The following is a 23,016-nucleotide window of genomic DNA, read 5'->3' on the forward strand; positions in this document are numbered from 1 at the left end:
TCCCTTGGGAACTATTCTTTATTAATAGTATATTTGTGAAACAATCCAAAAGGAATCACAATTTTAACTTTGAATATGCATTTTTCTCTTATTATACCAGTATATAACCGTCCTGACGAAGTTGATGAGTTATTAGAAAGTTTAACTAAAACCACCTATCAAAATGATTTTGAAATAGTGATAGTAGAAGATGGGTCTACAATTCCTTGTGGTGAAGTAATTCAGAAATACTTATCGCAGTTGAATATTTCCTATTATTATAAAGAAAATTCTGGACCAGGTGATTCACGCAATTACGGTATGACGAAAGCTAGTGGAAACTATTTCCTTATTTTTGATTCGGATTGTATTATCCCATCTCAGTATTTGGAAGAAGTTGACAAAGCTTTGAAACAAGACTATGTAGATTGTTTTGGAGGACCTGACAAAGCTTTGGATAGCTTTTCAGATATTCAAAAAGCCATTAACTTTGCGATGACTTCTTTCTTAACTACTGGTGGTATTCGCGGTGGTTCTGAAAAAATCGGAAAATTTCAACCTAGAAGTTTTAATATGGGATTGTCTCGTAAAGCCTTTGAAGCATCAAAAGGTTTTGGAAATATCCACCCAGGTGAAGATCCAGATTTGTCTATTCGTTTGTGGAATTTAGGTTTTGAAACAAGACTTTTTTCTAAAGCATTCGTATACCATAAACGTAGAATAGATTGGGATAAATTTGCTGTACAAGTAAGTAAATTTGGTAAAGCAAGACCAATTTTGAACAGTTGGTATCCAGAACACAATAAGTTGACTTTTTTCTTTCCAACAGCATTTATTGTAGGATTTTTTCTTTCGGTTGCTTTGTTGTTACTAACATTCGATTATTTTTTACAACTGTACATGTTGTACTTCTTTATTTTATTTATAACTTCAAGTATTCAAAATAGGAGTGTGCGCATTGGTTACTTATCGTTAATTGCGGTTTGGAAACAATTTTATGGGTACGGATTAGGTTTTTTGGAATCCTATATCAAAGTGATTGTTTTAAAGCGTGAACCTGAAGTTGCTTTTCCTTATTTGTTTTTCAAAAAATAATCAATGGCAGTAATTATAGGTTTAACAGGTGGAATCGGGAGTGGCAAGACAACACTTGTCAACTATATGGAATCACTTGGAATCCCTGTTTTTATTGCTGATGAAGAGGCAAAAAAAGCGATGCAATCTCCTCAAGTTTTAGATAATGTTAAAGCCAACTTTGGTAATGCAATTTTTGAAAACGGGCATTTAAACCGACAACAATTGGCTTCAATTGTTTTTTCTAATCCTGATAAATTAAAAGAACTTAATAGTATAATTCACCCGGAAGTTAAAAGACAATTTGCAATTTGGCTTGACCAACATAAGACAGTTCCTTTTGTTGTATATGAAGCGGCTATTTTGTTCGAAAGTGGGAGCTACCAAAATTGCGACTATATAATTACTGTTACAGCTCCTTTAGAAGATCGAATTACACGTGTGATGCAACGTGATAACTGTTCGCGAGAACAAGTACTTCAACGTATCAATGTCCAATGGACTGATGAGGAACGTGCTTTGAAAAGTAATTATGTGATCGATAATACATCTACGCAAAGTGCCAAACACGAAATAGATAAAATTCTTAAAATTTTAAAGAATTAGCAATATTGAGACTAGATGTTAATATTTGGTTAATGTATTATTTACTATATTGTTAAAATACTAAATTTGTTTCGATGAGTAAGCTATTCTTTAGATTGTTAGTTTTGTTAATGAGTTTGTCCCTGATTGGGATTATACTCGTTCAAGTCTATTGGTTCAACACCTCATTGGAAAACAACGAAGAGCAATTTAAATTTCATGTTAAACAAGTGCTTGGAAATGTAGCCGAGAAATTGCAAAAACAAGAAGCCTATAGCTTTTATGATCGCTACAATAAACTAAAAGACAGTACAGGTAAAATTCCTAAAAAAGACGACCTACTGCAATTTACTTACGTTCAAAAAAACTTAAAAACAAATAAGACTATTGTATATTCCAATAGTATTATTGAAGAAGATTTTAATATTAAGTCGTCTTTATTTGATAAAAAATCAGATAGCTCAAAACTATTTAAGAGTTTTAGTTCCAAAAGAGTTACCGAAATTTACAATTCGAAACCACTTGAAAATTCAATGCTTTCGCAAAGTTTGATTCCAGATGTGCGCATTGAAAAATCAGGTAGTTTAGATGTTTTAGATAACGCCCAATTTGAGATTTTTTATAAAGATATCGCTTCTGCAATGCCTTTGCAAGAACGTGTTACAGCTGAGAATATTCAAAGTTTAATTAAAAAAGAATTAGAAGAATATGGTGTAAAAACTAATTTTGAGTTCGGAATTTACAGTAATGGTATAGCAACTAAAGTAGCATCTAAAAATTTTAATTACAATCCGAAAAACAGTTATTCCATACCTATTTTAACCGATAATGAGGAGCACGAACAATATAAATTGATGGTAAGTTTTCCTCATAAAAAACGTTTCTTATTGTCTGAATTAGTTAGTATTACTTTTCTGTCCATAATTTTCACACTCATAATTATTATTGCCTATTCGAGTGCATTAAGTCAGTTGATACGTCAACGTCAGATTTCTGAAATCAAAACAGATTTCATTAACAATATGACCCATGAGTTTAAAACACCTATTGCTACAATTAATTTAGCTTTGGATGCAATTCGAAATCCAAAAATTATTGATGATAAGGAGAAGGTATTGCGTTATTTAGCGATGATTCGAGACGAAAATAAACGCATGCATGCTCAAGTTGAAAATGTTTTACGAATTTCTAAATTAGAGAAAAAAGAGTTAGAAATTCAAAAAGAATCCATTTCGATTGAAGATGTAATCAACGATGCGATGGAACATGTTAGTTTGATTTTAGAAGATAGATCGGGAACAGTGGTTACACATTTTAATGCGACTAGAACGACAGTTTTGGTGAATGATAATCACTTTACAAATGTACTAGTGAATATTTTAGAGAATGCTATTAAATATTCACCTGAAGCGCCACAAATTGATATTTATACAGAGAATATTAAAGACATGGTGTTGATAAAAGTGCAAGACAAAGGTTTGGGGATGAGCAAAGTTGCTCAAAAAAGAATTTTTGAAAAGTTTTACAGAGAGCATACCGGTGATATTCACAATGTAAAAGGGCATGGCTTAGGTTTGGCCTATGTAAAACGAATTGTTGAAGACCATAATGGTCAAGTATACGTAGAAAGTGAAAAAGGAAAAGGAAGTACCTTTACTATAAAATTACCCTTAATAAATTAGATTATGGAAAATAATAGAAAAATTCTTTTAGTTGAGGACGATCTTAATTTTGGAGCAGTATTGAAAGACTATTTAGTTCTCAATGATTTTGATGTCACATTGGCAAAGAACGGAATGGAAGGTTTTGAAAAGTTCAAAAAAGATCATTACGATTTGTGTATTTTGGATGTGATGATGCCCTACAAAGACGGTTATACTTTAGCTAAAGAAATTAGAGAAAAAAATGCAGAAGTGCCTATCATTTTTCTAACGGCTAAATCTATGAAAGAGGATGTGTTGAAAGGGTACAAAGCTGGTGCAGATGATTATTTGAATAAACCTTTCGATTCTGAGGTTTTATTAATGAAAATCAAGGCGATTATTCAAAGAAAATCATCTGATGTAAAAACAGAACAAGTACAGTTTGAATTTAAAATTGGTAAATTCCATTTGAACTCAAAATTACGTTTCTTGACTTTCCAAAATGATGAACCTATTAAATTGTCTCCAAAAGAGAATGAATTATTAAAAATGTTGATCCTTCATGAGAATGATTTGATGCCAAGAGAATTGGCTCTAACAAAAATTTGGAGAGACGATAACTACTTTACTTCTCGAAGTATGGATGTGTATATTGCCAAATTGAGAAAGTATTTGAAATCAGACGAAAATGTAGAGATTTTAAACATTCACGGAGAAGGTTTCCGATTGGTGGTTAAAAAATAATATTCATTTTTAAATAAAAAAAGCTCCAAGAAATTGGAGCTTTTTTTATAAGAATATTTGAATTAAAAGGAACGTTTCATTTTGTCTTTTATAGCATCCAAACACAAATTATTGATACTTCCTTCGTGGGTGTGTTTCGTAGCTTTTGGGGATTGGAAGGTGCCATTTTCCAACTTCTCAGCAACTGTTTTGTATGCATCTCTAAATGGAATACCTGCAACTACCATTTCGTTTAATGAATCAACAGTAAAGAGGTAATCGTATTTTTTATCGTCTAGGATATGTTCTTTTACTGTAATGTCTTTTATGGCGAAAATGGCGATATCCAAACAAGCTTTTAAATTTTGTATAGCTGGAAACAATCCTTCTTTTAGCAATTGTAAATCCCTATGATAACCACTTGGCAAGTTATTAGTAATCAATGTGATTTCATACGGTAATGCTTGAATTTTGTTGCATTTGCCACGAATCAATTCAAATACATCCGGATTTTTTTTATGTGGCATGATGCTAGAACCTGTGGTTAAATGCGATGGTAAACTGATGAAATCAAAATTTTGACTCATGTATAAACAAACATCCATTGAAAACTTAGCCAAAGTAGCTGCCACGCTACTCATGGCAAAAGCAACTGTTTTCTCTGCTTTACCACGACTCATTTGTGCTGCCACAGCATTGAATTTCAAAGTTTCAAATTGCAATTCTTGAGTGGTAAACGTTCGGTTAATTGGAAAGGAACTTCCGTAACCGGCTGCTGAACCTAATGGATTTTGATCTACTACTTTTAACGCTGCATTCAACATCGTAATATCGTCAATCAAACTTTCAGCATAAGCCGAAAACCACATGCCAAAAGACGAGGGCATGGCAATTTGTAAATGCGTATAACCTGGCAGTAACACATTTTGGTGCTTATCTGCCGATTCCATTAACAAATCAAAAAGAACTTTTACCTGTTCTTTTAATTCTTTGACAACATCTTTTAGATACAAATGAACGTCCACTAAAACTTGGTCATTACGAGAACGAGCGGTATGAATTTTTTTACCAGCATCTCCTAATTTGATAGTGAGTAGGTATTCAATTTTAGAATGTACGTCTTCAAAGCTATCTTCGATTTCAAATTTACCAGCTTCTACTTCTTTGATGATTTCTTCCAAAGCAGTAACCAATGAAGTTGTTTCTTCAGCAGTTAACAAACCAATTTGTCCTAACATTTTAGCGTGCGCTATAGAACCCAACGCATCGTATTTGGCTAAAACCAAATCCAATTCGCGATCATTTCCAACAGTGAAATGTTCGATTTGTTTGTCGGTTGCAATTCCTTTTTCCCAAAGTTTCATAGTTCGTATTTTATTGTTTAAAGAAATCAGTTAAAATTTTGATATACAACTGAATACCTTCTTCTATTTCATTAATAAATATAAATTCGTCAGCCGAGTGGGAGCGAAGTGTTTCTCCTGGTCCTAATTTTAAGGATTGGCAACTCAAAACCGATTGGTCGGAAAGTGTTGGCGAACCATAGGTAGTTCTTCCTAACGCAATTCCAGCTTGTACCAAACCGTGTTCTAACGGAATAAACGAAGCGTTCAAGTGCATCGACCTCGGATTGACTTCTGCGTTAACATGACTTTTTACCGTCGCTAATATTTCGGCATTGGTATAACAATCATTCACACGGATATCGACAACCAAATGACATTCGGCAGGAACTACATTGTGTTGTTTTCCAGCATTCACTTGAGTTACAGTCATTTTTACGGGTCCTAAAACTTCTGATATTTTTTCAAATTGATAAGTTTTAAACCAATGAATTACATTCATTGCGTTGTAAATTGGATTATCTTCATTTTGGTGTGCTGCATGACTAGCAGTTCCTTTGACAACAACATCTAACACTAATAATCCTTTTTCGGCTATAGCCAATTGCATTAGTGTAGGTTCGCCAACAATCGCGCAATCCAATTCGGGTAAGTGTTGTAAAACACTATTCAAACCCTTTTTACCACTACTTTCTTCTTCTGCAGAAGACACCATAACCATATTGTATGGTAAGTTTTCTTGTTGGTAAAAGTGAACAAAAGTTGCTAATAATGAAACCAAGCAGCCCCCAGCATCATTACTTCCTAAACCAAATAATTTACCTTCTTTTTCAATGGCTGTAAATGGATCATTGGTATAACCTTGGTTAGGTTTGACAGTATCGTGATGTGAATTTAATAATAGTGTTGGTTTGCTTTTGTCAAAATGGTAATTGAACGCCCATACATTATTGTTCTCTCTTTGAAACGGAATTCCATTTTGGGTAAACCAAGACTCGATTAAAAGAGCAGTTTGATCTTCTTCACTCGAAAAGGAAGGGGTTTCAATTAGTGCTTTTAATAAAGTAATAGCTTCTTGTGTAAGGATTTCTATAGTCTTCATAAAGTAATTGTTGTATAAGTAGCCGTTTTGTTTTGCAACATACGGTGGTGTCCAATTTTAATTTGTTTCACCCCTTTGGATAAACTATTGAAACAGTTGTCTAATTTAGGAATCATTCCGGAATGAATAGCTTCCTCTGCTTTTAATTTGGCATATAAGTCAGGATTGATTGCTTCAATCACCGAAGAGTCATCTTCTGCATCAAATAAAACACCTTGTTTTTCAAAGCAATAGGTGAGTGTAACATCATAAAATGAAGACAAAGCTATCGCTAATTCGCTTGCAATTGTATCAGCATTGGTATTTAATAACTGACCTTTTCCGTCGTGAGTAATGGCGCAAAATACTGGCGTAATTCCAGTTTCTAATAAATTGGATAACAAACTCGTATTCACTTTTTTTACATCGCCCACAAAACCGAAGTCAATCGTAGGGTGATTTCTTTTTTCGGAAAGAATTAAATTCCCATCTGCTCCTGAAAACCCCATTGCATTGGAGCCGTTAGCTTGTAATTGCGCCACGACTTCTTTATTGATTTGACCTGCATAAACGCCAACCACCACTTCAAGCATGGCTGCATCGGTAATTCTTCGTCCATCAATAATTTGGGGAACTAATCCCATACTTTGAGCTAATTTAGTGGCTGATTTTCCGCCACCATGAACCAAAACAGTATTACCTTCCAAAGCAGAAAAATCAGCTAAAAACGAAGTTAATTCTGCAGGATTATCAATAATATTCCCGCCAATTTTGATAATGGATACCGATTGCTTATTTACCATCTTTCAATATTTTTTGCAAAACTAATTGTGCTGCATACGTACGATTATTGGCTTGTTCGATTACAATTGAATTAGCGCTGTCAATTACTTCATCCGCAACAATTACGTTACGTCTAACGGGCAAACAGTGCATGAATTTCGCATTATTGGTCAACTTCATTTTTTCCGCAGTAACGGTCCAGTTCGGATCTAGATTAGTTACTTTGCCATATTCCTTGTAATTACTCCAGTTTTTGGTGTAAATGAAATCGGCATTTTCAAAGGCTTTATTTTGATCGTATTCAATTTTCGAGTCTTTGGTGATTTCCGGATTCAATTCGTATCCTTCTGGATGGGTAATCACAAAATCAGCCTCTTGCAATTGCATCATTTGGACAAACGAATTCGCAACGGCTTGTGGTAACGCTTTTGGATGTGGCGCCCATGACAAAACTACTTTTGGACGGTGCGCTGTCTTGTGCTCTTCCATTGTGATGGCATCCGCCAAAGATTGTAGAGGATGTCCTGTTGCACTTTCCATGTTCACGATTGGCACTGTGGCGTATTTTAAAAATCCTGAAAGTACAGTTTCTGCATTGTCTTTTTCTTTGTCGGTCAATCCTGCAAAAGCTCTAATCGCAATAATATCACAATATTGTGAAACGACTTGCGCCGCTTCTTTGATGTGTTCTGAAGCACCTTGATTCATTATGGCACCATCTTCAAATTCAAGCGTCCAACCTTCATTAGTAAAGTTCATCACCATCACATTCATTCCTAGGTTCAGTGCCGCTTTTTGCGTGCTCAAACGCGTTCGTAAACTCGGGTTAAAGAACAACATTCCTAAGGTTTTATTTTCGCCTAAAGATTTATGTTGTAATGGATTTTTTTTGATGGCAATTGCTTCTTTTACCCATTCTTGAAGCGAATCTATTTCTTGTATGTTGATGTAATTCATAACTTTAAGTATATTATTTAATTGAGTTATCGTTTATTCGTATTCAAAAATTGGATAACTCGCTTGTGTTTTATTTAATCTTCGTAAATGGAATCTTGTTTTCTAATGCATTTAAAATAAAATTATCTTCTAATCCGTTGACTATCCAGGTTTCTATATTCGCTGCTTTAGCAATAGCCGCCGAATCAATTTTAGATTGCATACCGCCTGTTCCATGAGAGGATTTAGCCTCTCCAATTTCATTTTCTAAAGTTTGTAAATCGGTTACCAAACGAATCGTTTCTGGATATTGATCTTTGAATGATGCTTTAGTGTAAATTCCGTTAGTATTAGTTGCAATGATCAATAGATCTACATCCAATAAAACCGCAGTCAAAGCGGCTAATTTATCGTTATCTCCAAATTTGATCTCATCTGTTGAAACCGTATCATTCTCATTGATAATGGGGATGTAACTGTTTTTAACCAATACATCAATCGTGTTGACAATATTAACTTTAGTTTCGGTTTTTTCAAAATCAGAATACGAAAGCAAACATTGAGAGGTATGCAATCCAAGATCGCTGAAATTCTCATGAAAAATCCGCATCAAATGAGGTTGACCAATTGAAGCCAATGCTTGTTTGACAAAAATTTCATTGTCGGGCGCTTCCAATTTTACAAACTGTTTCGCTGCAGCAATTGCCCCTGAACTCACAATGACAAATTCGTAATCGTCTTTCAATGCTGCAATTTGCATCCCAATGTCTTCAATCTTTCCTCTCGAAATATGATTGGTTTCTTTGGTGAGCGTATTGCTGCCTATTTTTAATAATATTCTTTTCTTACCTGATTTGTCCATCTCCGTATATGTACCATTTGTTTGTCACCAAATGCTGCAAGCCAATTGGGCCGCGTTGGTGTAATTTATCTGTGCTTATAGCTAATTCGCCTCCCAATCCAAATTGTCCACCATCAGTAAATCTGGTAGAGGCATTGTGATAAACGGCTGCTGTATCGACATTGTCCATGAATTCTTGAGCAGTTGGTTCGTTTTCAGTAATAATGGAGGCTGAATGTCCACCGCAATACTGATTGATTTTAGCGATAGCTTCTTGATTAGAACCGACTGTTCCAATGACAATTTTATAATCTAAAAACTCTTCGTACCAAATTAAATCCGATTCAATTTGTGGAATACCTGTTGCATTAGCAACTTTTTGGTCTCCCAAAACTGTTACGTTGTGTTCTTGTAATTGGTTGACTATTTGTTGAGCAAATGTCTCCCAATGATCCAAATTAGTATCTATTAAGACTTTGTCCAAAGCATTGCAAACCGATATATTGGATGTTTTTCCGTTAATTATAATATCTGTTGCTTTTTGTAGATCGGCTTCTCGATTGACAAAAACAAAATTATTCCCACGACCACTCACTATTACAGGGCAGGTGGCGTGTTGTTTTACAAAAGCAATTAATTGTTCACCGCCACGAGGAACTATTAAGTCCACACGCTGTGTTGGTTTTTCAAGAAAAGCTTGGGTTTCAGCTCTATTATAATTGAGGTATTCTACCCAATTTTCAGCAACTTCATTTTCTTTCAAAGCCTGATGCCATAATTCGACAATTTTCAGATTAGAAAGCAAGGATTCTTTACCGCCTTTCAATAGAATTTTATTTCCCGATTTAAAAGCAATACCACCCGCTTCAACCGTAACATCTGGACGTGATTCGTAAATAATCATCACGGTGCCAAAAGCTGCGGTTTTGTTGGTGATTTTCATTCCTTTTTCATGAACAAAATGAAAACGTTCTACTCCTATAGGATCTTCTTGGCTTGCCAATTGTTGCATCGACAAAATCATTCCGTCAATTTTAGCATCATCCACCAAAAGGCGTTTTTCCATAGCCAAATCAGCCCCAGAATAATTATCCAAGTCTTGTTGATTACTACTTTTAAGACTGGCTCTTTCTTCTTCAAGAAGGGTGGCCATTCGGCTTAAAACAGCATTTCGTTTGGCAATTGAAAGTAGGGTGCTCATGAAATTAAGATTGAATTTCTTGTAAAGCTTCTTTTAAAGCTATGATAAAAGTATCGATACCTTTTGTGTTGATTGTCAGAGGCGGAAGGATTCGTAATAGATTTTTGTTATTGGCGTTTCCAGTGAAAATATGCTTGTCAATAATCATCTTTTTACGCAGCTCATTGATTTCAAAATCAAATTCAACCCCCAGCATTAATCCTTTTCCTTTTACCTTTTTTACTTCAGGAATTTGTTTGATGGCTTCCAAGAAATAGGCATAAACTTCGTTTACATTGTCCATCAATTTTTGGTCTTTAATGACATCCAAAACGGCAATTCCCGCAGCACAAGCCAAATGACTTCCGCCAAACGTAGTTCCTAATAAACCGTAACTTGCTTTGAATTTAGGAGCAATTAAAATACCACCAATTGGAAAACCGTTCCCCATTCCTTTGGCCAAGCAAATAATGTCGGCTTTGATATTGTGGTGTTGGTGTGCGAAGAATTTTCCGGTTCTTCCGTAACCCGACTGTACTTCGTCCAGGATTAAAACTACTTCGTATTGAGCGCAGATTTTTTCTAAGTCTTGGAAAAATTGAGTTGTTCCTTCGTCCAATCCACCCACGCCTTGAATTCCTTCTATAATTACACAACATACATCACCTTTTTTCAATTCGGTTTCAACCAATTCAATTTGGTTCAACGGCAAAAAGCTAACTATTTGTTGCGCGTTTAATGGCGCTACAATTTTTTTGTTATCGGTAACAGCAACTGCTGCTGAAGTTCTTCCGTGGAAGGAGTTGTCAAAAGCAATCACACGTGATTTGTTGTTGTGGAATGAAGCGAGTTTCAGCGCATTTTCATTGGCCTCAGCCCCTGAACTACACAAAAACAAACTATAGTCTTCATATCCTGATAATTTCCCAAGTTTTTCTGCTAGTTCAACTTGCAATGGGTTTTGAATCGCATTGGAATAAAAACCAATGGCGTCCAATTGTTCTTTCAATTTAGTTACATAATAAGGGTGGGTATGGCCAATTGAAATTACGCCGTGACCACTATATAAATCTAAGTATTCCACTCCATTAGCATCTGTAATAATACAATCTACTGCTTTTACAGGGGTGATATTGTATAAAGGATAAACGTCAAATAAATTCATTTTTCAATTTTTTAATTGTTTTTAAAATCCACAAGGCTTTAAATGCAATCCTGTGGTTTCGTCTAGGCCAAATAACAAGTTCATGTTTTGAATCGCTTGTCCAGAGGCGCCTTTGGTTAAATTGTCAATTATTGAAGTGATTAAAAGCCGGTCTCCTCTTTTCATCAAACTGATGATACATTTGTTAGTTTGCACCACTTGCTTCATGTTGATGTTAGTAGTAGTGACTGTTACAAATGGTTGATCCGCATAGTAAGCTTCGTATTTCGCAACAATATCTTCCAAACTTTCTTCAATGTTGGTATATAAAGTCGCAAAAATTCCTCTAGCAAAATCCCCTCGGTTAGGAACAAATACTAACTCGTTTGGATAACCTGCCTGCAATTGTTGAATGCTTTGATTGATTTCACCCAAATGTTGGTGTTCAAAAGCTTTGTAATGCGACATATTGTTGTTTCTCCAACTGAAATGGGTCGTTTCCGATGGACTAACTCCAGCTCCTGTACTTCCAGTAGTAGCGTTGATGTGGACATCTTCGTTAAGTAATCCATTTTTGGCCAATGGCAGTAAAGCCAATTGAATAGCCGTAGCAAAACAACCTGGGTTAGCGATATAATTTGCTGATTTTATAGCTGCTTTGTTCAATTCCGGCAAACCGTAAACAAATTGCTTTCCATCAAATTCAGCGTCTTTAGTCAGTCTAAAATCGTTTCCTAAATCGATGATTTTAGTATCTTTTGAAAATTGGTTTTGTTCTAAAAATGCTTTTGATTTTCCATGACCCAAACACAAGAAAACCACATTCACGTTAGGGTTGACTTGATCAGTAAAATTCATTTCAATATCACCCATCAAATCGTGATGCGCAATGGATAAAGGTTTGCCAGCATTAGTTGTACTGTAAACAAAATCCAAAGTCGCATTGGGGTGAAACATCAAAATTCGGATGAGTTCCCCAGCAGTATAGCCTGAACCTCCAATTATTCCAACTTTAATCATGACTCAGTTGATTTACAGATGAAAAAATATTTTGTGCATTGCCTAAAATCTTAATGAATCCTTTGGCATCTTCCGATGTCCAAGCATTATTCATTTCGCCATATTGTCCAAATCCGGTGTTCATCAAATCGTTTTTAGATTCGATTCCGTCCAATGAGAAATGATAGGGTTTTAGGGTTACCGTCACCGTTCCATTCACAGTTTTTTGAGTGTCTTCTAAAAAAGTTTCAATATTACGCATCACAGGATCTAGGAATTGTCCTTCGTGGAATAACATCCCGTACCAGTTGCCTAATTGTTCTTTCCAATATTGTTGCCATTTACCCAAAGTATGTTTCTCTAGTAAATGATGCGCTTTGATAATAATTAGTGGAGCAGCGGCTTCAAAACCAACACGTCCTTTGATTCCAATGATTGTATCTCCTACATGAATGTCTCTACCGATCGCATAGGCATTCGCCATTTTTTCTAAAATCACAATGTTGTTTGGAGGTGTATCTTTTTTTCCATTTACCGCAACCAATTGTCCTTCGTGGAATTCTAATGTTACTTTTTCTTCCCCTTGTTTTTGCAATTGCGAAGGGTAGGCCTCACTTGGTAAGGCTTCGTGAGAAGTTAGGGTTTCTTTTCCACCCACGCTAGTTCCCCAAAGACCTTTATTTATTGAGTATTGTGCTTTTTCCCATGAATAATGAACACCATTTTTAGCCAAATAATCTACCTCTTCTTGACGTGATAATTTTAAATCACGAATAGGCGTGATGATTTCAATTTCAGGAGCAATGGTTTGGAAAATCAAATCAAAACGAATTTGATCGTTTCCAGCACCGGTACTTCCGTGAGCAATAGCATTGGCACCAACAGATTTAGCGTATTTGATGGCTTCTATAGCTTGAAAAACACGTTCAGCACTTACAGAAAGAGGGTAGGTGTTGTTTTTCAATACGTTACCATAAATCAAATATTTAATCGCTTTATCGTAATATTTGTCTAGAATCGTAAGGTTAGCATGTTGGGCGCTTCCTAATTCATAGGCTCTATCTTCGATAGCTTGTAACTCTTCGTCATCAAATCCCCCGGTATTGATTAATACAGTATGGACTTCGTATCCTTTTTCGTTTTTCAAATATTTTAGGCAATACGAGGTGTCTAATCCACCGCTATAGGCTAATACAACTTTTTTCATGGTATAATTATTTTTTTAAGAATAAGGCTTCTTTAATTTTATTTAATCGGTTGAGAACTTTTACATTGAATGGATGTCTTGGCGGAATCTTTTGTTTCTCTTTTGGATCGTATAACATTCCGGTACACAAACACATTTTATTGTCTTTGCTTTTTAAGATATCATAATTGGTACAGGTTTGGCATCCTTTCCAAAAACTAGGATCAGTAGTCAATTCAGAGAACGGAACCGGTTTGTATCCTAAATCGGAATTGATTTTCATTACGGCTAAGCCTGTAGTGATTCCGAATACTTTAGCATCAGGATATTTTTTTAGCGAATAATCAAACACTTTGGATTTGATTTTTTTGGCTAAACCATGATTTCTAAAATCGGGATGCACGATTAAACCTGAGTGCGCCACAAATTTTCCGTGTTGCCAACTTTCAATATAACAAAAACCTGCGAACTTACCATCGACTAAAGCGATGATAGCATCTTGGTTTTCCATCTTTTTTTGAATGTAATCGGGTGTTCTTTTTGCAATACCAGTTCCTCTCAATTTGGCAGAGGTTTCTATAGTTTCACAAATTTCATTCGCAAATTGATAATGCTCTTCTTGAGTTACAACAATTTTAATATTCATTTCAAGAGTTAATTTTATAATTAAATGAAACAATTATGATTGGAATACAATAATTTAAATCCAAAACAGACACAAACGAATACATTCGATTAGTGATTGTGTTTGAGTGATTTAAAAGAAAATTCTTTGGATTTAGATATCCAATGTAAAACGAAAATGATTTCAAAACAATAAGTTGAAAAATGAATAAAAGGTTAAAAACACAAATGGAAACTATAGCGATAGTGTCCGTACTTCGGGAGAAGTCGAAAGTGTATTTGTCCGTGATAAAGAAGTTATATGTAAACTGTTTTTATTCATCGCCAGCAAAAATACAACTTTTTTTATAACAAGGGGTTAATTCTGGGTTTTCTAACATTTTTACATAGCAATGTTAAGATGTTTAAATTTAGAACTCTTTGGTATTGTTTTATGGTTTTGTTATCAAATGATTTTTGAATCAATTAGGTAGTAATAAAACGGCAAGACTTTGTTGTTAATTAGTTTGTTAAAAACTACTACGTCTTTTATAAAGACAAGCTATTATTTAGCCGACGTTTTTTTGTATTTTTGCCTCAAATTAACAAAAACTACACAAATGCAACGCGACGAACAAATTTTTGACCTTATCCTAGAAGAACAAGAAAGACAAATTCACGGAATAGAATTAATTGCATCAGAAAACTTTGTAAGTGACGAAGTAATGGAAGCAGCTGGTTCTGTTTTGACTAACAAATATGCAGAAGGATATCCTGGAAAAAGATATTACGGCGGTTGTGAAGTAGTGGATGTTGTAGAACAAATTGCCATTGACAGAGCCAAAGAATTATTTGGTGCTGAATATGCTAACGTTCAACCGCACTCAGGCTCTCAAGCCAATACTGCAGTGTATCACGCTTGTATTAAACCAGGGGATACTATTTTAGGATTTGATTTGGCTCACGGTGGTCACTTGACTCACGGTTCTCCTGTGAATTTTTCTGGTCGTTTGTACAATCCAGTTTTTTATGGAGTGGACAAGGAAACAGGAAGATTAGACTATGATAAAATTCAAGAAATTGCAACCCAATCACAACCCAAATTAATTATCGCTGGAGCTTCGGCTTATTCTCGCGATATGGATTTTGCTCGTTTCAGACAAATTGCAGATAGCGTTGGCGCTATTTTATTGGCTGATATATCGCATCCAGCAGGTTTGATTGCCAAAGGGTTGATGAACGATCCATTGCCTCACTGTCATATTGTAACTACAACAACTCACAAAACATTACGTGGACCACGTGGTGGATTGATCTTGATGGGTAAAGATTTTGAAAACCCATTTGGTTTAACCACTCCAAAAGGTGAAATCAGAATGATGTCTAATTTATTGGACTTAGCTGTTTTTCCTGGAAATCAAGGTGGACCATTAATGCACATCATCGCTGCTAAAGCGGTTGCTTTTGGAGAAGCTTTACAAGATGAATTCTTTACGTATGCGATGCAATTGCAAAAAAATGCGAAAGCTATGGCTGACGCTTTTGTAAAAAGGGGATACGAAATCATTTCTGGTGGTACAGACAATCACATGATGTTGATCGACTTGCGAAATAAAAACATTTCGGGTAAAGACGCTGAAAATGCGTTGGTAAAAGCTGAAATTACAGTAAATAAAAACATGGTTCCTTTTGATGACAAATCGCCATTTGTTACTTCTGGAATTCGTGTGGGAACTGCTGCAATCACGACTCGTGGTTTAGTAGAAGAAGATATGGAAACTATCGTAGCCCTTATCGATAAAGTCTTAATGAATCACACAGACGAAGATGTAATCGAAGAAGTAGCTGCTGAAGTTAACGAAATGATGAGCGAAAGAGCCATATTCGTTTTCTAAGATTGCGTTTGTTATTTAATTTAAAAGTTTAAAGTTTTGTGCTAACCTTGTTTTCGCAACACTTTAAACTTTTTTATTTTTACCTCCTTTTTAATTCCAATTCAAAATGTCCATACTACGATTAAAATTGCCAACCGACCCAAGATGGGTCAATATTGTTGAGAAAAACATTGAAGAAATTCTAACGGATCACGCTTGGTGCGAACAGAAAGCAGCTACCAATGCCATTACCATAATCACACACAATTCGGAGCATCAAGATTTAGTTCAGGATCTTTTGGCTTTGGCCAAAGAAGAAATTGACCATTTTGAACAAGTTCACAATATCATCATCAAACGCGGTCTGAAATTAGGTCGCGAACGCAAAGACGATTATGTAAATGAATTGTATCTGTACATGAAACGAAGTAATACGGGAAGTCGAGTTTCTGGCTTAGTAGAACGTTTGTTGTTTTCGGCCATGATTGAGGCGAGAAGTTGCGAACGTTTTAAAGTCCTTTCTGAAAATATTGAAGACGAAGAATTGGCTACTTTCTACCGTGATTTGATGGAAAGTGAAGCAGGACATTACACCACTTTTATTAGCTATGCCCGTAAATATGGAGAAGGTATTGATGTAGAAAAACGCTGGCGAGAATGGTTGGATTTTGAAGCTTCTATTATTACCAATTATGGTAAAGGTGAAACCGTTCACGGGTAGCAATATCAAAAATCAAGATTAAAAGTTAAATTTTATAATTGAATTACTCCACAATAATATTGTGCTTATACAATAATCCTTTAAGACCTTCTAAAGCGAAAGCAGCTTTTTTAATCTTGGTTTTTTCTGGATTAATGGTGTAATTGTAGCTGGTTTTAAAATTGGCTTTTGAGGCGTTGGCTTTGTCAAATTCCGCACGATACAAATCGCAATTGTCAAACACAACTTCAGACAAATCAGCTGCCATAAAATCAACAGCAATTAGACTACAGTTTTTAAATTGTGTTTCTTTTAGCTTTAATGTATAGAATTTGGAGAAATCCAAATTACAGCGACTAAACGCTATTTCAAAAATCAATTTATCGCACATCGAGAAATTAATATCCTGCATTTTGCAGTTATTGAAGTGTACGGTTCGTAAGGCGGTATGGTTGAGTTTAGTGCTGTTGAAGTTACAATTGGTAAAAGTACACTCTATAAAAGTCACTCCTATGAAATTACAAGCGGTAAAATCACAATTATTAAACTGACAAGATTCAAATTCTTTGAGGTGCAAATCCTCTTCACCATAAGTGGTGTCTTGGTAGGTCAAATCAAAGAAGTAGGTTGTCATAATTTGATGGAAAAATATTTATTGACTGGATTATATATCCTACAAAGCTCCGCTTTGAAAAAAAAATCCAAAAACAATTTCAAGCGAGCTTGATTTATTATTTGACTGGATTAAACATCCAATAAAGCTCCGCTTTGAAAATACAATAAAAACAAAAAAACGCTCAAGCGAGCTTGGCGTTTTTTCTTTTAATTGTAATTATTTGTGACCTCGACTGGATTCAAACCAGTAACCTTCTGAGCCGTAATCAGATGCGCTATTCAGTTGCGCCACGAGGCCTTGTTGCGGGTGCAAATATAGGTAAAAATGGTAGATATCCAAATTGAAAATTAAAAAATAACTGCTTTTTTTGGATAGCCACTAATTTCTATATTTATTTATCTAAGGCTCTACAGGTTACGTAATAGCGATAGCCTATCAATGCCATTTGCCATTTCTTTGCTTTAGTCACATCCAAGCGTTGTTTGGTAAAACTGGGTAACAGAACTTTGTTAATTTGAGCTAAGACTTTGAACATTTGTTTTTTTGGTAAAAATAAAAAAGACCATTGATTAAATGGCCTTTTTATAAATTATTTCTTTTTTGATTGGGTTGGAGTGGCTTTCTCTAAAGCGATTCGAGCTTTTTCTAATTCTTCTTTCGCTTTGATCATTTCTTCTTTGGCTTTGGCCAATTCTGATGTTGAATCGGTATCAGAATCCGATGAGCTAATTATTTTTTTGATTTTTTTCTTGAATTCTTGAACTCCTTTATCATTGCGTAGATCAAAAACACCTAATTGGTCCTCTTTTGTATTTTCTACATCTTCTGAATCAATTTCGTACTCTTTCTTTATTTTTTCAATTTCTTCATCAGAGTAATCGTCTTTACCAGAAATCACTTCGCCATCTTCAATAATCAAGTCTTTTTTATTCGATTTTTTAATTACTATTTTAGACTTCATACTGGATTTAGGTCCTTTGTTTTTGTCTGTGAAATTAAATCGGAAGTTTTCAGTTGAAGGATTTCCGTCTTCATCATGAAAACCAAATATTTTAACAGCACTTCCATTGGGTACGCCACTAAATGAAAAACTGTTCATTGGATTGGAATTGGATGGTGTTCCAAAACCAATTTCATTTCCTGATTTGTAGAAATTGATGGTCGAAATTGGAGCTTGTTGGTTGAGTTTTAATTCCCCTTTGTTCCCTTTTTCATCTTCGTAACTTACTTTTAAACCCGTAATTTCTTTATTTGAATTGCGTTTCACATCTGTGTAATTGATAGTAACGCCATATTTTTTTAGTGCTTTTACATCATCATTCATTTCTGATTCGGGCGTGGTTTTGTTCCAAGTCATCACCACATCGTCATTTTCATTATTGATTTCGATGATTTCTTTTTTCTTTTGATTTTGAGCTAATACAGCAACTGAACCTCCGATAATTAAACCGAATGCAAGGGCTAGTGTGAAATAATGTTTTCTAGTATTCATAGTAAAAATTTAATTAAAAGTTGTGAATTCTGTTTTAACGAAGCAAACCTATTAATTGAATTTTAGAACCAAAAATACCTTTGCAAAAATTTAACGTAATTAACTTTTTGATAAGAAAAATCCCGTTATTAGTTTAGATATTATTTTTCTAATGCTAATAATCGTTGCAACCAAATACAACATAGAACGGCTAGTACACCTAAAGTTCCCATGACAAACCAATTGGCTTGGTAGTTAAAGTGGCTAATGATTTCCAAACCCATTTTAGAACTGGCAATGTGTGCCAAACTAAAACTCATGGTAAACAATGCCATATACCGTCCTTCGTGGCCTTTGGGTGCACTACTTAGAGCGAAAGAGTTGGAGAAGGGGAATATGAACATTTCGCCAAAAGTGATAAAAAGTAAACTCACAATTAAGATGCCTGCCCAAGCGTTGAATAACAAAACATAAAAACTGATTGCCATTAATACCGATCCCCAAAGAACGATGCTTAGTTTACTGATGTCTTTGCGTTGGCAATAACTCACAATGGGCATTTCCAAAAAGAAAATAATGATTCCGTTTAAAGATAAAATTAGTCCACTTTGAAATTCGGTCAAGCCAAAATGTTCACTGTGGTAGAGCGGGAGCGTCGTAAATAATTGAAAAAATAAAATGGCAGTGATAAAACACACGAATAGGAAAATCCAAAATATTTTGTCTTTGAAAACTGATTCTCTTTCAGCTTCAGCGGCTTTTTTGGCAATCAAATCTTCAGGTACTTTCTTTTCTTTTACCAATACTGCAAAAAGTACAATGGCTATAATGCAGGAACTTCCATCAACCCAAAATAGCGCTTGGTATCCTTGGCTTAGAATAATCAAACCTCCTAAAGCTGGACCGGCAGCAAAACCGAGATTTACCGCTAAACGCACTAAAGTCAAAGCACGCGTTCGATTTTCAGGTTTGGCATAAGTGCCTAAAGAAACAAACATGGCGGGGCGAAACATATCGGCAATGACCATAATGGTAAACATACTAACACACAAAGCCCAAAACGATGTCACGTATTGCAAGAAAAAGAATAAAACACCGCTTGTAAACAAACTAAAAATCATGATTTTGTAAAACCCAATTTTGTCCGATAATTTGCCTCCCATCCAAGAGCCAAGCATGGATCCAAAGCCAAAACACACCATAATCCAACCTACTTGCGAATAGGAAAGATGCAAGTCTTCTTTCAGATATTTGGATAAAAACGGCAAAACCATTGTGCCAGCGCGATTGATAAAAGTGATCAACGCCAAGATCCAAACTTCTCTGCGAAAGCCTCTAAAGTTATTGATATATCGTTGCAGTCCGGACTGAATCATACTAAAATTTGTGTGCCAAAGGTACCAACTTTTAGTGAAGGATTGAGTTATGAAATTAGGATGTTTTAAATTAATTTCATTTGCATTTAAAACACTTTGTTTTCTATTGGATTGTAGTATTTTTGTTGAAAATTTATTCCGATGAAGAAGTTTATTTTATGGTTAATGCTATGGCAGTTTGGTATTGGCTTTGCCCAAAACCAGTTCAGCTTTTCAGCAGTGGAAAAGTTCCAAAACGAATTGAATGCTGAATATGCTGATGCCAAGACAAGCCCACTTTTACCCGATGATTTGAAAGTGTTCAAAAGCTTGGACTTTTATCCTGTCAATGAAAAATTCTTTGTGGTTGCCCAATTCATTCGAACAGAGAATGAGCAACCTTTTGAAATGAAAACCTCAACCGAAAGAAAACCAGTTTATGTGAAATACGGAGAAGCCCATTTTAACATTAACGGTCAGTTTTTCAAATTGAATATCTATAGAAATATTGAATTGTCTAAAAAAGAGCAATACAAGAATCATTTGTTTTTGCCTTTTTCAGATTTGACTTGCGGTAGCGAAAGTTATATTGGTGGGAAATACATTGATTTGAAAATTCCGCAAGGCGATACGATTGTGATTGATTTTAATACATCATACAATCCTTATTGTGCTTACAGTCCTAAATATTCTTGTCCGAAAGTCCCTTTAGAAAACGATTTAAAAATCGAAATTCGTGCCGGTGTAAAAAAGTTTCATGACTAATGCAGTACTTTAATTTACATACTCATTCGTTTAGGAATCAGGAAAATGTGGTTGAATTAGTCAACCAATATCCTCAAGAGTTTACGGATGCTTTTCCTCAATATTCCATTGGCATTCATCCTTGGTTTATTGTCGAAGATCGCATCGAAAGTGAGTTAGCGATTATTGAAAGTAAATTAAATGAGTCGGCTTGTTTGGCAGTAGGCGAATGCGGATTAGACAAGCGAATTGACATTTCGTTTGAATTGCAGCAAACCGTTTTTGAACGCCAATTACTTTTGGCCGAACTGTATAAAAAACCTGTTGTGATTCATTGTGTGGCTGCTTTTCAAGAATTGATTTCCATCAAAAAAAAATTAAAAATCACGGTGCCGATTCTAATTCATGGATTTTCTAAAAATGAACAAGTAGCTAAAGAATTAGTTGCGAATGGTTGTTACATTTCCTTTGGCAAGTATTTAATGCGAATGCCTCAATTAGAATCTGTTTTAAAAGACATGCCGAATGATCGTTTTTTCTTGGAAACTGATACTGACGAACAAACGATTCAAGAAGTGTATGCATTAGCAGCACAATATAAAGGGCTATCAATTCCTCAAATAAAAGAATTGGTAACTATTAATTTCAGTACTATTTTTGGGGCCCATTACCCAATTAAACAAATAACCAAATAAACAAATAACCCAAAAAAAAGATAGTATGGCAGAGTGGACAGAAAGAGCCGAATTATTATTTAAAAAAGAAGGATTAGAAAAATTACAAAACGCTAAAGTTTTAGTCGTTGGATTAGGTGGCGTGGGATCTTTTGCTGCTGAATTTTTAGCAAGAGCAGGAGTTGGCCATATGACCATTGTTGATGGCGATGTGGTAGATATTACTAATATTAATAGACAATTACCGGCTTTACATTCTACTGTTGGACAACCTAAAATTACCATTGTAGGTGATCGTTTACTGGATATTAATCCAGAATTACAATTGACACGTATCCAAGAATTCTTGTCGCCAGAACGCGCGTTTGAATTGGTTTCACCAGAATTTGATTATGTTTTGGATTGCATTGACAGCGTGACACCTAAATTGAATTTAATTATTGCTGCCAAACGAAAAGGAGTTAAAGTTATTAGTAGTATGGGAGCAGGGGGCAAAATGGAAGCGGCCAAAGTAAAAGTATCCGATATTAGCAAAACCGAAAATTGCTTTTTGGCACGTACCATCAAAAGACGTTTAAAAGAAGTGAAAATTGACAAAGGAGTGAAAGTCGTTTTTTCTTCTGAGATTCAAGATGAAAGCAGTTTGAAAACTACTGATGGGAAAAATTATAAAAAATCATTTTATGGGACTAATAGCTATATGCCAGGGTTATTTGGTTTGTATGCAGCCGAAACAGTGATTCGTTATTTATTGGATAGAGTGATTAATGAATTGTAATTAGTGAATAGAAAAATATGATACAGACGGTAATTTTTGATATGGATGGTGTAATTGTAGATACTGAACCGGTTCATCGCTATGCCTATTACAAACAATTTGAAGAATTGGATATTGTAGTAACTGAAGCTATGTATACTTCGTTTACGGGATTTTCGACTCGAAATACCTTTCAAACGTTAAAAGAGCAATTTCAATTGGAGCATGAAGTAGAAGATTTGATTCAGCGAAAAAGAAACATTTTCAATGATGCCTTTGATACCAAGGAAGATTTAGAATTGTTGGATGGAGTTCGCACTTTGATTGAAGATTTGCACCAAAACGGAATCCAATTAATTTTGGCTTCTTCGGCTTCAAAAGTGACTATTGATCGTGTTTTTACTCGTTTTGGGTTGCATGATTTTTTTACTCACATTGTCAGTGGCGAAGATTTCCCAAAGTCCAAACCACATCCGGCCATATTTGAACATGCAGCTTCGTTATCTATTGCACCTAAAGAAAATTGCATTGTGATAGAAGATAGTACGAATGGGGTTAGAGCTGCAAAAGCAGCCGGAATTTATTGTGTTGGATATGTCAGCGAACATTCGAAAGATCAGCACTTAGATGAGGCCGATTTGGTGATCAATCACTTTAAAGAATTGAGCGCTCAAGTTATTCGTACTTTAAATTAATATTTATCCCAATCATTCAATTGAATTTGT

At 35.1% G+C, this 23,016-nt stretch carries 24 protein-coding genes and 1 tRNA gene; 10 read left to right on the forward strand and 15 right to left on the reverse strand.

The features are described from left to right. Window positions 1-75: 75 nt before the first annotated feature. From LPC21_RS07680 to LPC21_RS07695, 4 genes are all read left to right on the forward strand, one after another. Window positions 76-1,074, forward strand: coding sequence for a glycosyltransferase family 2 protein (locus LPC21_RS07680; RefSeq protein WP_229316581.1), 999 nt, complete (start codon window positions 76-78; stop codon window positions 1,072-1,074). Window positions 1,075-1,077: 3 nt separating this feature from the next. Further along, window positions 1,078-1,659 (forward strand): dephospho-CoA kinase, encoded by a 582-nt coding sequence (gene coaE, locus LPC21_RS07685; protein WP_229316582.1) that lies wholly within the window; start codon window positions 1,078-1,080, stop codon window positions 1,657-1,659. A gap of 74 nt (window positions 1,660-1,733) precedes the next feature. Continuing rightward, the gene (locus tag LPC21_RS07690; protein WP_229316583.1) at window positions 1,734-3,320 is read left to right on the forward strand and encodes a sensor histidine kinase; all 1,587 of its coding nucleotides are present in this window, start codon (window positions 1,734-1,736) and stop codon (window positions 3,318-3,320) included. Window positions 3,321-3,323: 3 nt separating this feature from the next. Next, window positions 3,324-4,025 carry a response regulator transcription factor gene (locus LPC21_RS07695; RefSeq protein WP_229316584.1) on the forward strand — a complete coding sequence of 234 codons (702 nt, stop codon included), beginning with the start codon at window positions 3,324-3,326 and terminating at the stop codon, window positions 4,023-4,025. Between the two features lie 62 nt (window positions 4,026-4,087). On the opposite strand, the gene argH is transcribed toward LPC21_RS07695, so the two are convergent. From argH to LPC21_RS07745, 10 genes are all read right to left on the reverse strand, one after another. Next, window positions 4,088-5,368 carry an argininosuccinate lyase gene (gene argH, locus LPC21_RS07700; protein ID WP_229316585.1) on the reverse strand — a complete coding sequence of 427 codons (1,281 nt, stop codon included), beginning with the start codon at window positions 5,366-5,368 and terminating at the stop codon, window positions 4,088-4,090. Between the two features lie 10 nt (window positions 5,369-5,378). Then, window positions 5,379-6,449: a M20 family metallo-hydrolase gene (locus tag LPC21_RS07705; protein WP_229316586.1), complete on the reverse strand. Its 1,071-nt coding sequence runs from the start codon at window positions 6,447-6,449 to the stop codon at window positions 5,379-5,381. Continuing rightward, on the reverse strand, window positions 6,446-7,231 hold the full coding sequence (argB, locus tag LPC21_RS07710) for an acetylglutamate kinase (RefSeq protein WP_229316587.1): 786 nt from the start codon (window positions 7,229-7,231) through the stop codon (window positions 6,446-6,448). The genes LPC21_RS07705 and argB overlap by 4 nt, the downstream gene beginning before the upstream one ends. Continuing rightward, window positions 7,221-8,168, reverse strand: a complete 948-nt coding sequence (locus tag LPC21_RS07715) for an N-acetylornithine carbamoyltransferase (RefSeq protein WP_229316588.1) — start codon at window positions 8,166-8,168, stop codon at window positions 7,221-7,223. Before LPC21_RS07715 ends, argB begins: the two co-directional genes overlap by 11 nt. 70 nt (window positions 8,169-8,238) lie before the next feature. Next, window positions 8,239-9,009: a glutamate 5-kinase gene (proB, locus tag LPC21_RS07720; protein ID WP_229316589.1), complete on the reverse strand. Its 771-nt coding sequence runs from the start codon at window positions 9,007-9,009 to the stop codon at window positions 8,239-8,241. Continuing rightward, complete coding sequence (locus LPC21_RS07725) at window positions 8,993-10,189, reverse strand: glutamate-5-semialdehyde dehydrogenase (protein ID WP_229316590.1); 1,197 nt, start codon at window positions 10,187-10,189, stop codon at window positions 8,993-8,995. The genes proB and LPC21_RS07725 overlap by 17 nt, the downstream gene beginning before the upstream one ends. 4 nt (window positions 10,190-10,193) lie before the next feature. After that, entirely contained in the window at window positions 10,194-11,333 is a 1,140-nt protein-coding gene (locus LPC21_RS07730) for an aspartate aminotransferase family protein (protein ID WP_229316591.1), read from the reverse strand. Between the two features lie 21 nt (window positions 11,334-11,354). After that, complete coding sequence (argC, locus tag LPC21_RS07735) at window positions 11,355-12,332, reverse strand: N-acetyl-gamma-glutamyl-phosphate reductase (protein WP_229316592.1); 978 nt, start codon at window positions 12,330-12,332, stop codon at window positions 11,355-11,357. Then, window positions 12,325-13,518 (reverse strand): argininosuccinate synthase, encoded by a 1,194-nt coding sequence (locus tag LPC21_RS07740; RefSeq protein WP_229316593.1) that lies wholly within the window; start codon window positions 13,516-13,518, stop codon window positions 12,325-12,327. The genes argC and LPC21_RS07740 overlap by 8 nt, the downstream gene beginning before the upstream one ends. A gap of 7 nt (window positions 13,519-13,525) precedes the next feature. Next, window positions 13,526-14,143: a GNAT family N-acetyltransferase gene (locus LPC21_RS07745; RefSeq protein WP_229316594.1), complete on the reverse strand. Its 618-nt coding sequence runs from the start codon at window positions 14,141-14,143 to the stop codon at window positions 13,526-13,528. A 577-nt stretch (window positions 14,144-14,720) separates the two neighbouring features. Between LPC21_RS07745 and glyA the strand changes: the two genes are divergently transcribed. Further along, window positions 14,721-15,995 carry a serine hydroxymethyltransferase gene (gene glyA / locus LPC21_RS07750; protein ID WP_229316595.1) on the forward strand — a complete coding sequence of 425 codons (1,275 nt, stop codon included), beginning with the start codon at window positions 14,721-14,723 and terminating at the stop codon, window positions 15,993-15,995. 112 nt (window positions 15,996-16,107) lie between these two features. Continuing rightward, entirely contained in the window at window positions 16,108-16,695 is a 588-nt protein-coding gene (locus LPC21_RS07755; protein WP_272490534.1) for a MiaE family protein, read from the forward strand. Window positions 16,696-16,738: 43 nt separating this feature from the next. Here LPC21_RS07755 and LPC21_RS07760 read toward each other — a convergent pair whose 3' ends face one another. From LPC21_RS07760 to LPC21_RS07780, 5 genes are all read right to left on the reverse strand, one after another. After that, window positions 16,739-17,308 carry a pentapeptide repeat-containing protein gene (locus LPC21_RS07760; protein WP_229316597.1) on the reverse strand — a complete coding sequence of 190 codons (570 nt, stop codon included), beginning with the start codon at window positions 17,306-17,308 and terminating at the stop codon, window positions 16,739-16,741. 205 nt (window positions 17,309-17,513) lie between these two features. Then, window positions 17,514-17,587, reverse strand: a tRNA-Arg gene (locus tag LPC21_RS07765). Between the two features lie 94 nt (window positions 17,588-17,681). Further along, a complete protein-coding gene (locus tag LPC21_RS07770) occupies window positions 17,682-17,825 on the reverse strand; it encodes an SsrA-binding protein (protein WP_229316598.1) in 144 nt (47 codons plus the stop codon). 54 nt (window positions 17,826-17,879) lie between these two features. After that, window positions 17,880-18,782, reverse strand: coding sequence for a hypothetical protein (locus tag LPC21_RS07775; RefSeq protein ID WP_229316599.1), 903 nt, complete (start codon window positions 18,780-18,782; stop codon window positions 17,880-17,882). A gap of 140 nt (window positions 18,783-18,922) precedes the next feature. Then, complete coding sequence (locus tag LPC21_RS07780) at window positions 18,923-20,137, reverse strand: MDR family MFS transporter (RefSeq protein WP_229316600.1); 1,215 nt, start codon at window positions 20,135-20,137, stop codon at window positions 18,923-18,925. Window positions 20,138-20,278: 141 nt separating this feature from the next. On the opposite strand from LPC21_RS07780, the gene LPC21_RS07785 reads away from it, so the two are divergent. Genes LPC21_RS07785 through LPC21_RS07800 form a run of 4 tightly spaced genes read left to right on the forward strand, consistent with a single transcriptional unit; the run spans window position 20,279 to window position 22,986 of the window. Beyond that, on the forward strand, window positions 20,279-20,881 hold the full coding sequence (locus LPC21_RS07785; RefSeq protein WP_229316601.1) for a DUF1684 domain-containing protein: 603 nt from the start codon (window positions 20,279-20,281) through the stop codon (window positions 20,879-20,881). Further along, window positions 20,881-21,555, forward strand: coding sequence for a TatD family hydrolase (locus LPC21_RS07790; RefSeq protein WP_229316602.1), 675 nt, complete (start codon window positions 20,881-20,883; stop codon window positions 21,553-21,555). The genes LPC21_RS07785 and LPC21_RS07790 overlap by 1 nt, the downstream gene beginning before the upstream one ends. A gap of 25 nt (window positions 21,556-21,580) precedes the next feature. Beyond that, complete coding sequence (locus LPC21_RS07795) at window positions 21,581-22,312, forward strand: tRNA threonylcarbamoyladenosine dehydratase (RefSeq protein WP_229316603.1); 732 nt, start codon at window positions 21,581-21,583, stop codon at window positions 22,310-22,312. A gap of 17 nt (window positions 22,313-22,329) precedes the next feature. Then, a complete protein-coding gene (locus tag LPC21_RS07800) occupies window positions 22,330-22,986 on the forward strand; it encodes an HAD family hydrolase (protein WP_229316604.1) in 657 nt (218 codons plus the stop codon). The last annotated feature ends 30 nt before the right edge of the window (window positions 22,987-23,016 follow it).

Origin of the sequence: Flavobacterium ammoniigenes (assembly GCF_020886055.1) — a bacterium.
In the GTDB taxonomy this organism is placed as follows: Bacteria; Bacteroidota; Bacteroidia; order Flavobacteriales; family Flavobacteriaceae; genus Flavobacterium; species Flavobacterium ammoniigenes.

Coding starts and splice junctions, on each gene's coding strand:
- LPC21_RS07680 (WP_229316581.1), top strand. CDS start 76: ATGCATTTTTCTCTTATTATACCAGTATATAACCGTCCTGACGAAGTT.
- coaE (WP_229316582.1), top strand. CDS start 1,078: ATGGCAGTAATTATAGGTTTAACAGGTGGAATCGGGAGTGGCAAGACA.
- LPC21_RS07690 (WP_229316583.1), top strand. CDS start 1,734: ATGAGTAAGCTATTCTTTAGATTGTTAGTTTTGTTAATGAGTTTGTCC.
- LPC21_RS07695 (WP_229316584.1), top strand. CDS start 3,324: ATGGAAAATAATAGAAAAATTCTTTTAGTTGAGGACGATCTTAATTTT.
- argH (WP_229316585.1), bottom strand. CDS start 5,368: ATGAAACTTTGGGAAAAAGGAATTGCAACCGACAAACAAATCGAACAT.
- LPC21_RS07705 (WP_229316586.1), bottom strand. CDS start 6,449: ATGAAGACTATAGAAATCCTTACACAAGAAGCTATTACTTTATTAAAA.
- argB (WP_229316587.1), bottom strand. CDS start 7,231: ATGGTAAATAAGCAATCGGTATCCATTATCAAAATTGGCGGGAATATT.
- LPC21_RS07715 (WP_229316588.1), bottom strand. CDS start 8,168: ATGAATTACATCAACATACAAGAAATAGATTCGCTTCAAGAATGGGTA.
- proB (WP_229316589.1), bottom strand. CDS start 9,009: ATGGACAAATCAGGTAAGAAAAGAATATTATTAAAAATAGGCAGCAAT.
- LPC21_RS07725 (WP_229316590.1), bottom strand. CDS start 10,189: ATGAGCACCCTACTTTCAATTGCCAAACGAAATGCTGTTTTAAGCCGA.
- LPC21_RS07730 (WP_229316591.1), bottom strand. CDS start 11,333: ATGAATTTATTTGACGTTTATCCTTTATACAATATCACCCCTGTAAAA.
- argC (WP_229316592.1), bottom strand. CDS start 12,332: ATGATTAAAGTTGGAATAATTGGAGGTTCAGGCTATACTGCTGGGGAA.
- LPC21_RS07740 (WP_229316593.1), bottom strand. CDS start 13,518: ATGAAAAAAGTTGTATTAGCCTATAGCGGTGGATTAGACACCTCGTAT.
- LPC21_RS07745 (WP_229316594.1), bottom strand. CDS start 14,143: ATGAATATTAAAATTGTTGTAACTCAAGAAGAGCATTATCAATTTGCG.
- glyA (WP_229316595.1), top strand. CDS start 14,721: ATGCAACGCGACGAACAAATTTTTGACCTTATCCTAGAAGAACAAGAA.
- LPC21_RS07760 (WP_229316597.1), bottom strand. CDS start 17,308: ATGACAACCTACTTCTTTGATTTGACCTACCAAGACACCACTTATGGT.
- LPC21_RS07770 (WP_229316598.1), bottom strand. CDS start 17,825: ATGTTCAAAGTCTTAGCTCAAATTAACAAAGTTCTGTTACCCAGTTTT.
- LPC21_RS07775 (WP_229316599.1), bottom strand. CDS start 18,782: ATGAATACTAGAAAACATTATTTCACACTAGCCCTTGCATTCGGTTTA.
- LPC21_RS07780 (WP_229316600.1), bottom strand. CDS start 20,137: ATGATTCAGTCCGGACTGCAACGATATATCAATAACTTTAGAGGCTTT.
- LPC21_RS07785 (WP_229316601.1), top strand. CDS start 20,279: ATGAAGAAGTTTATTTTATGGTTAATGCTATGGCAGTTTGGTATTGGC.
- LPC21_RS07790 (WP_229316602.1), top strand. CDS start 20,881: ATGCAGTACTTTAATTTACATACTCATTCGTTTAGGAATCAGGAAAAT.
- LPC21_RS07795 (WP_229316603.1), top strand. CDS start 21,581: ATGGCAGAGTGGACAGAAAGAGCCGAATTATTATTTAAAAAAGAAGGA.
- LPC21_RS07800 (WP_229316604.1), top strand. CDS start 22,330: ATGATACAGACGGTAATTTTTGATATGGATGGTGTAATTGTAGATACT.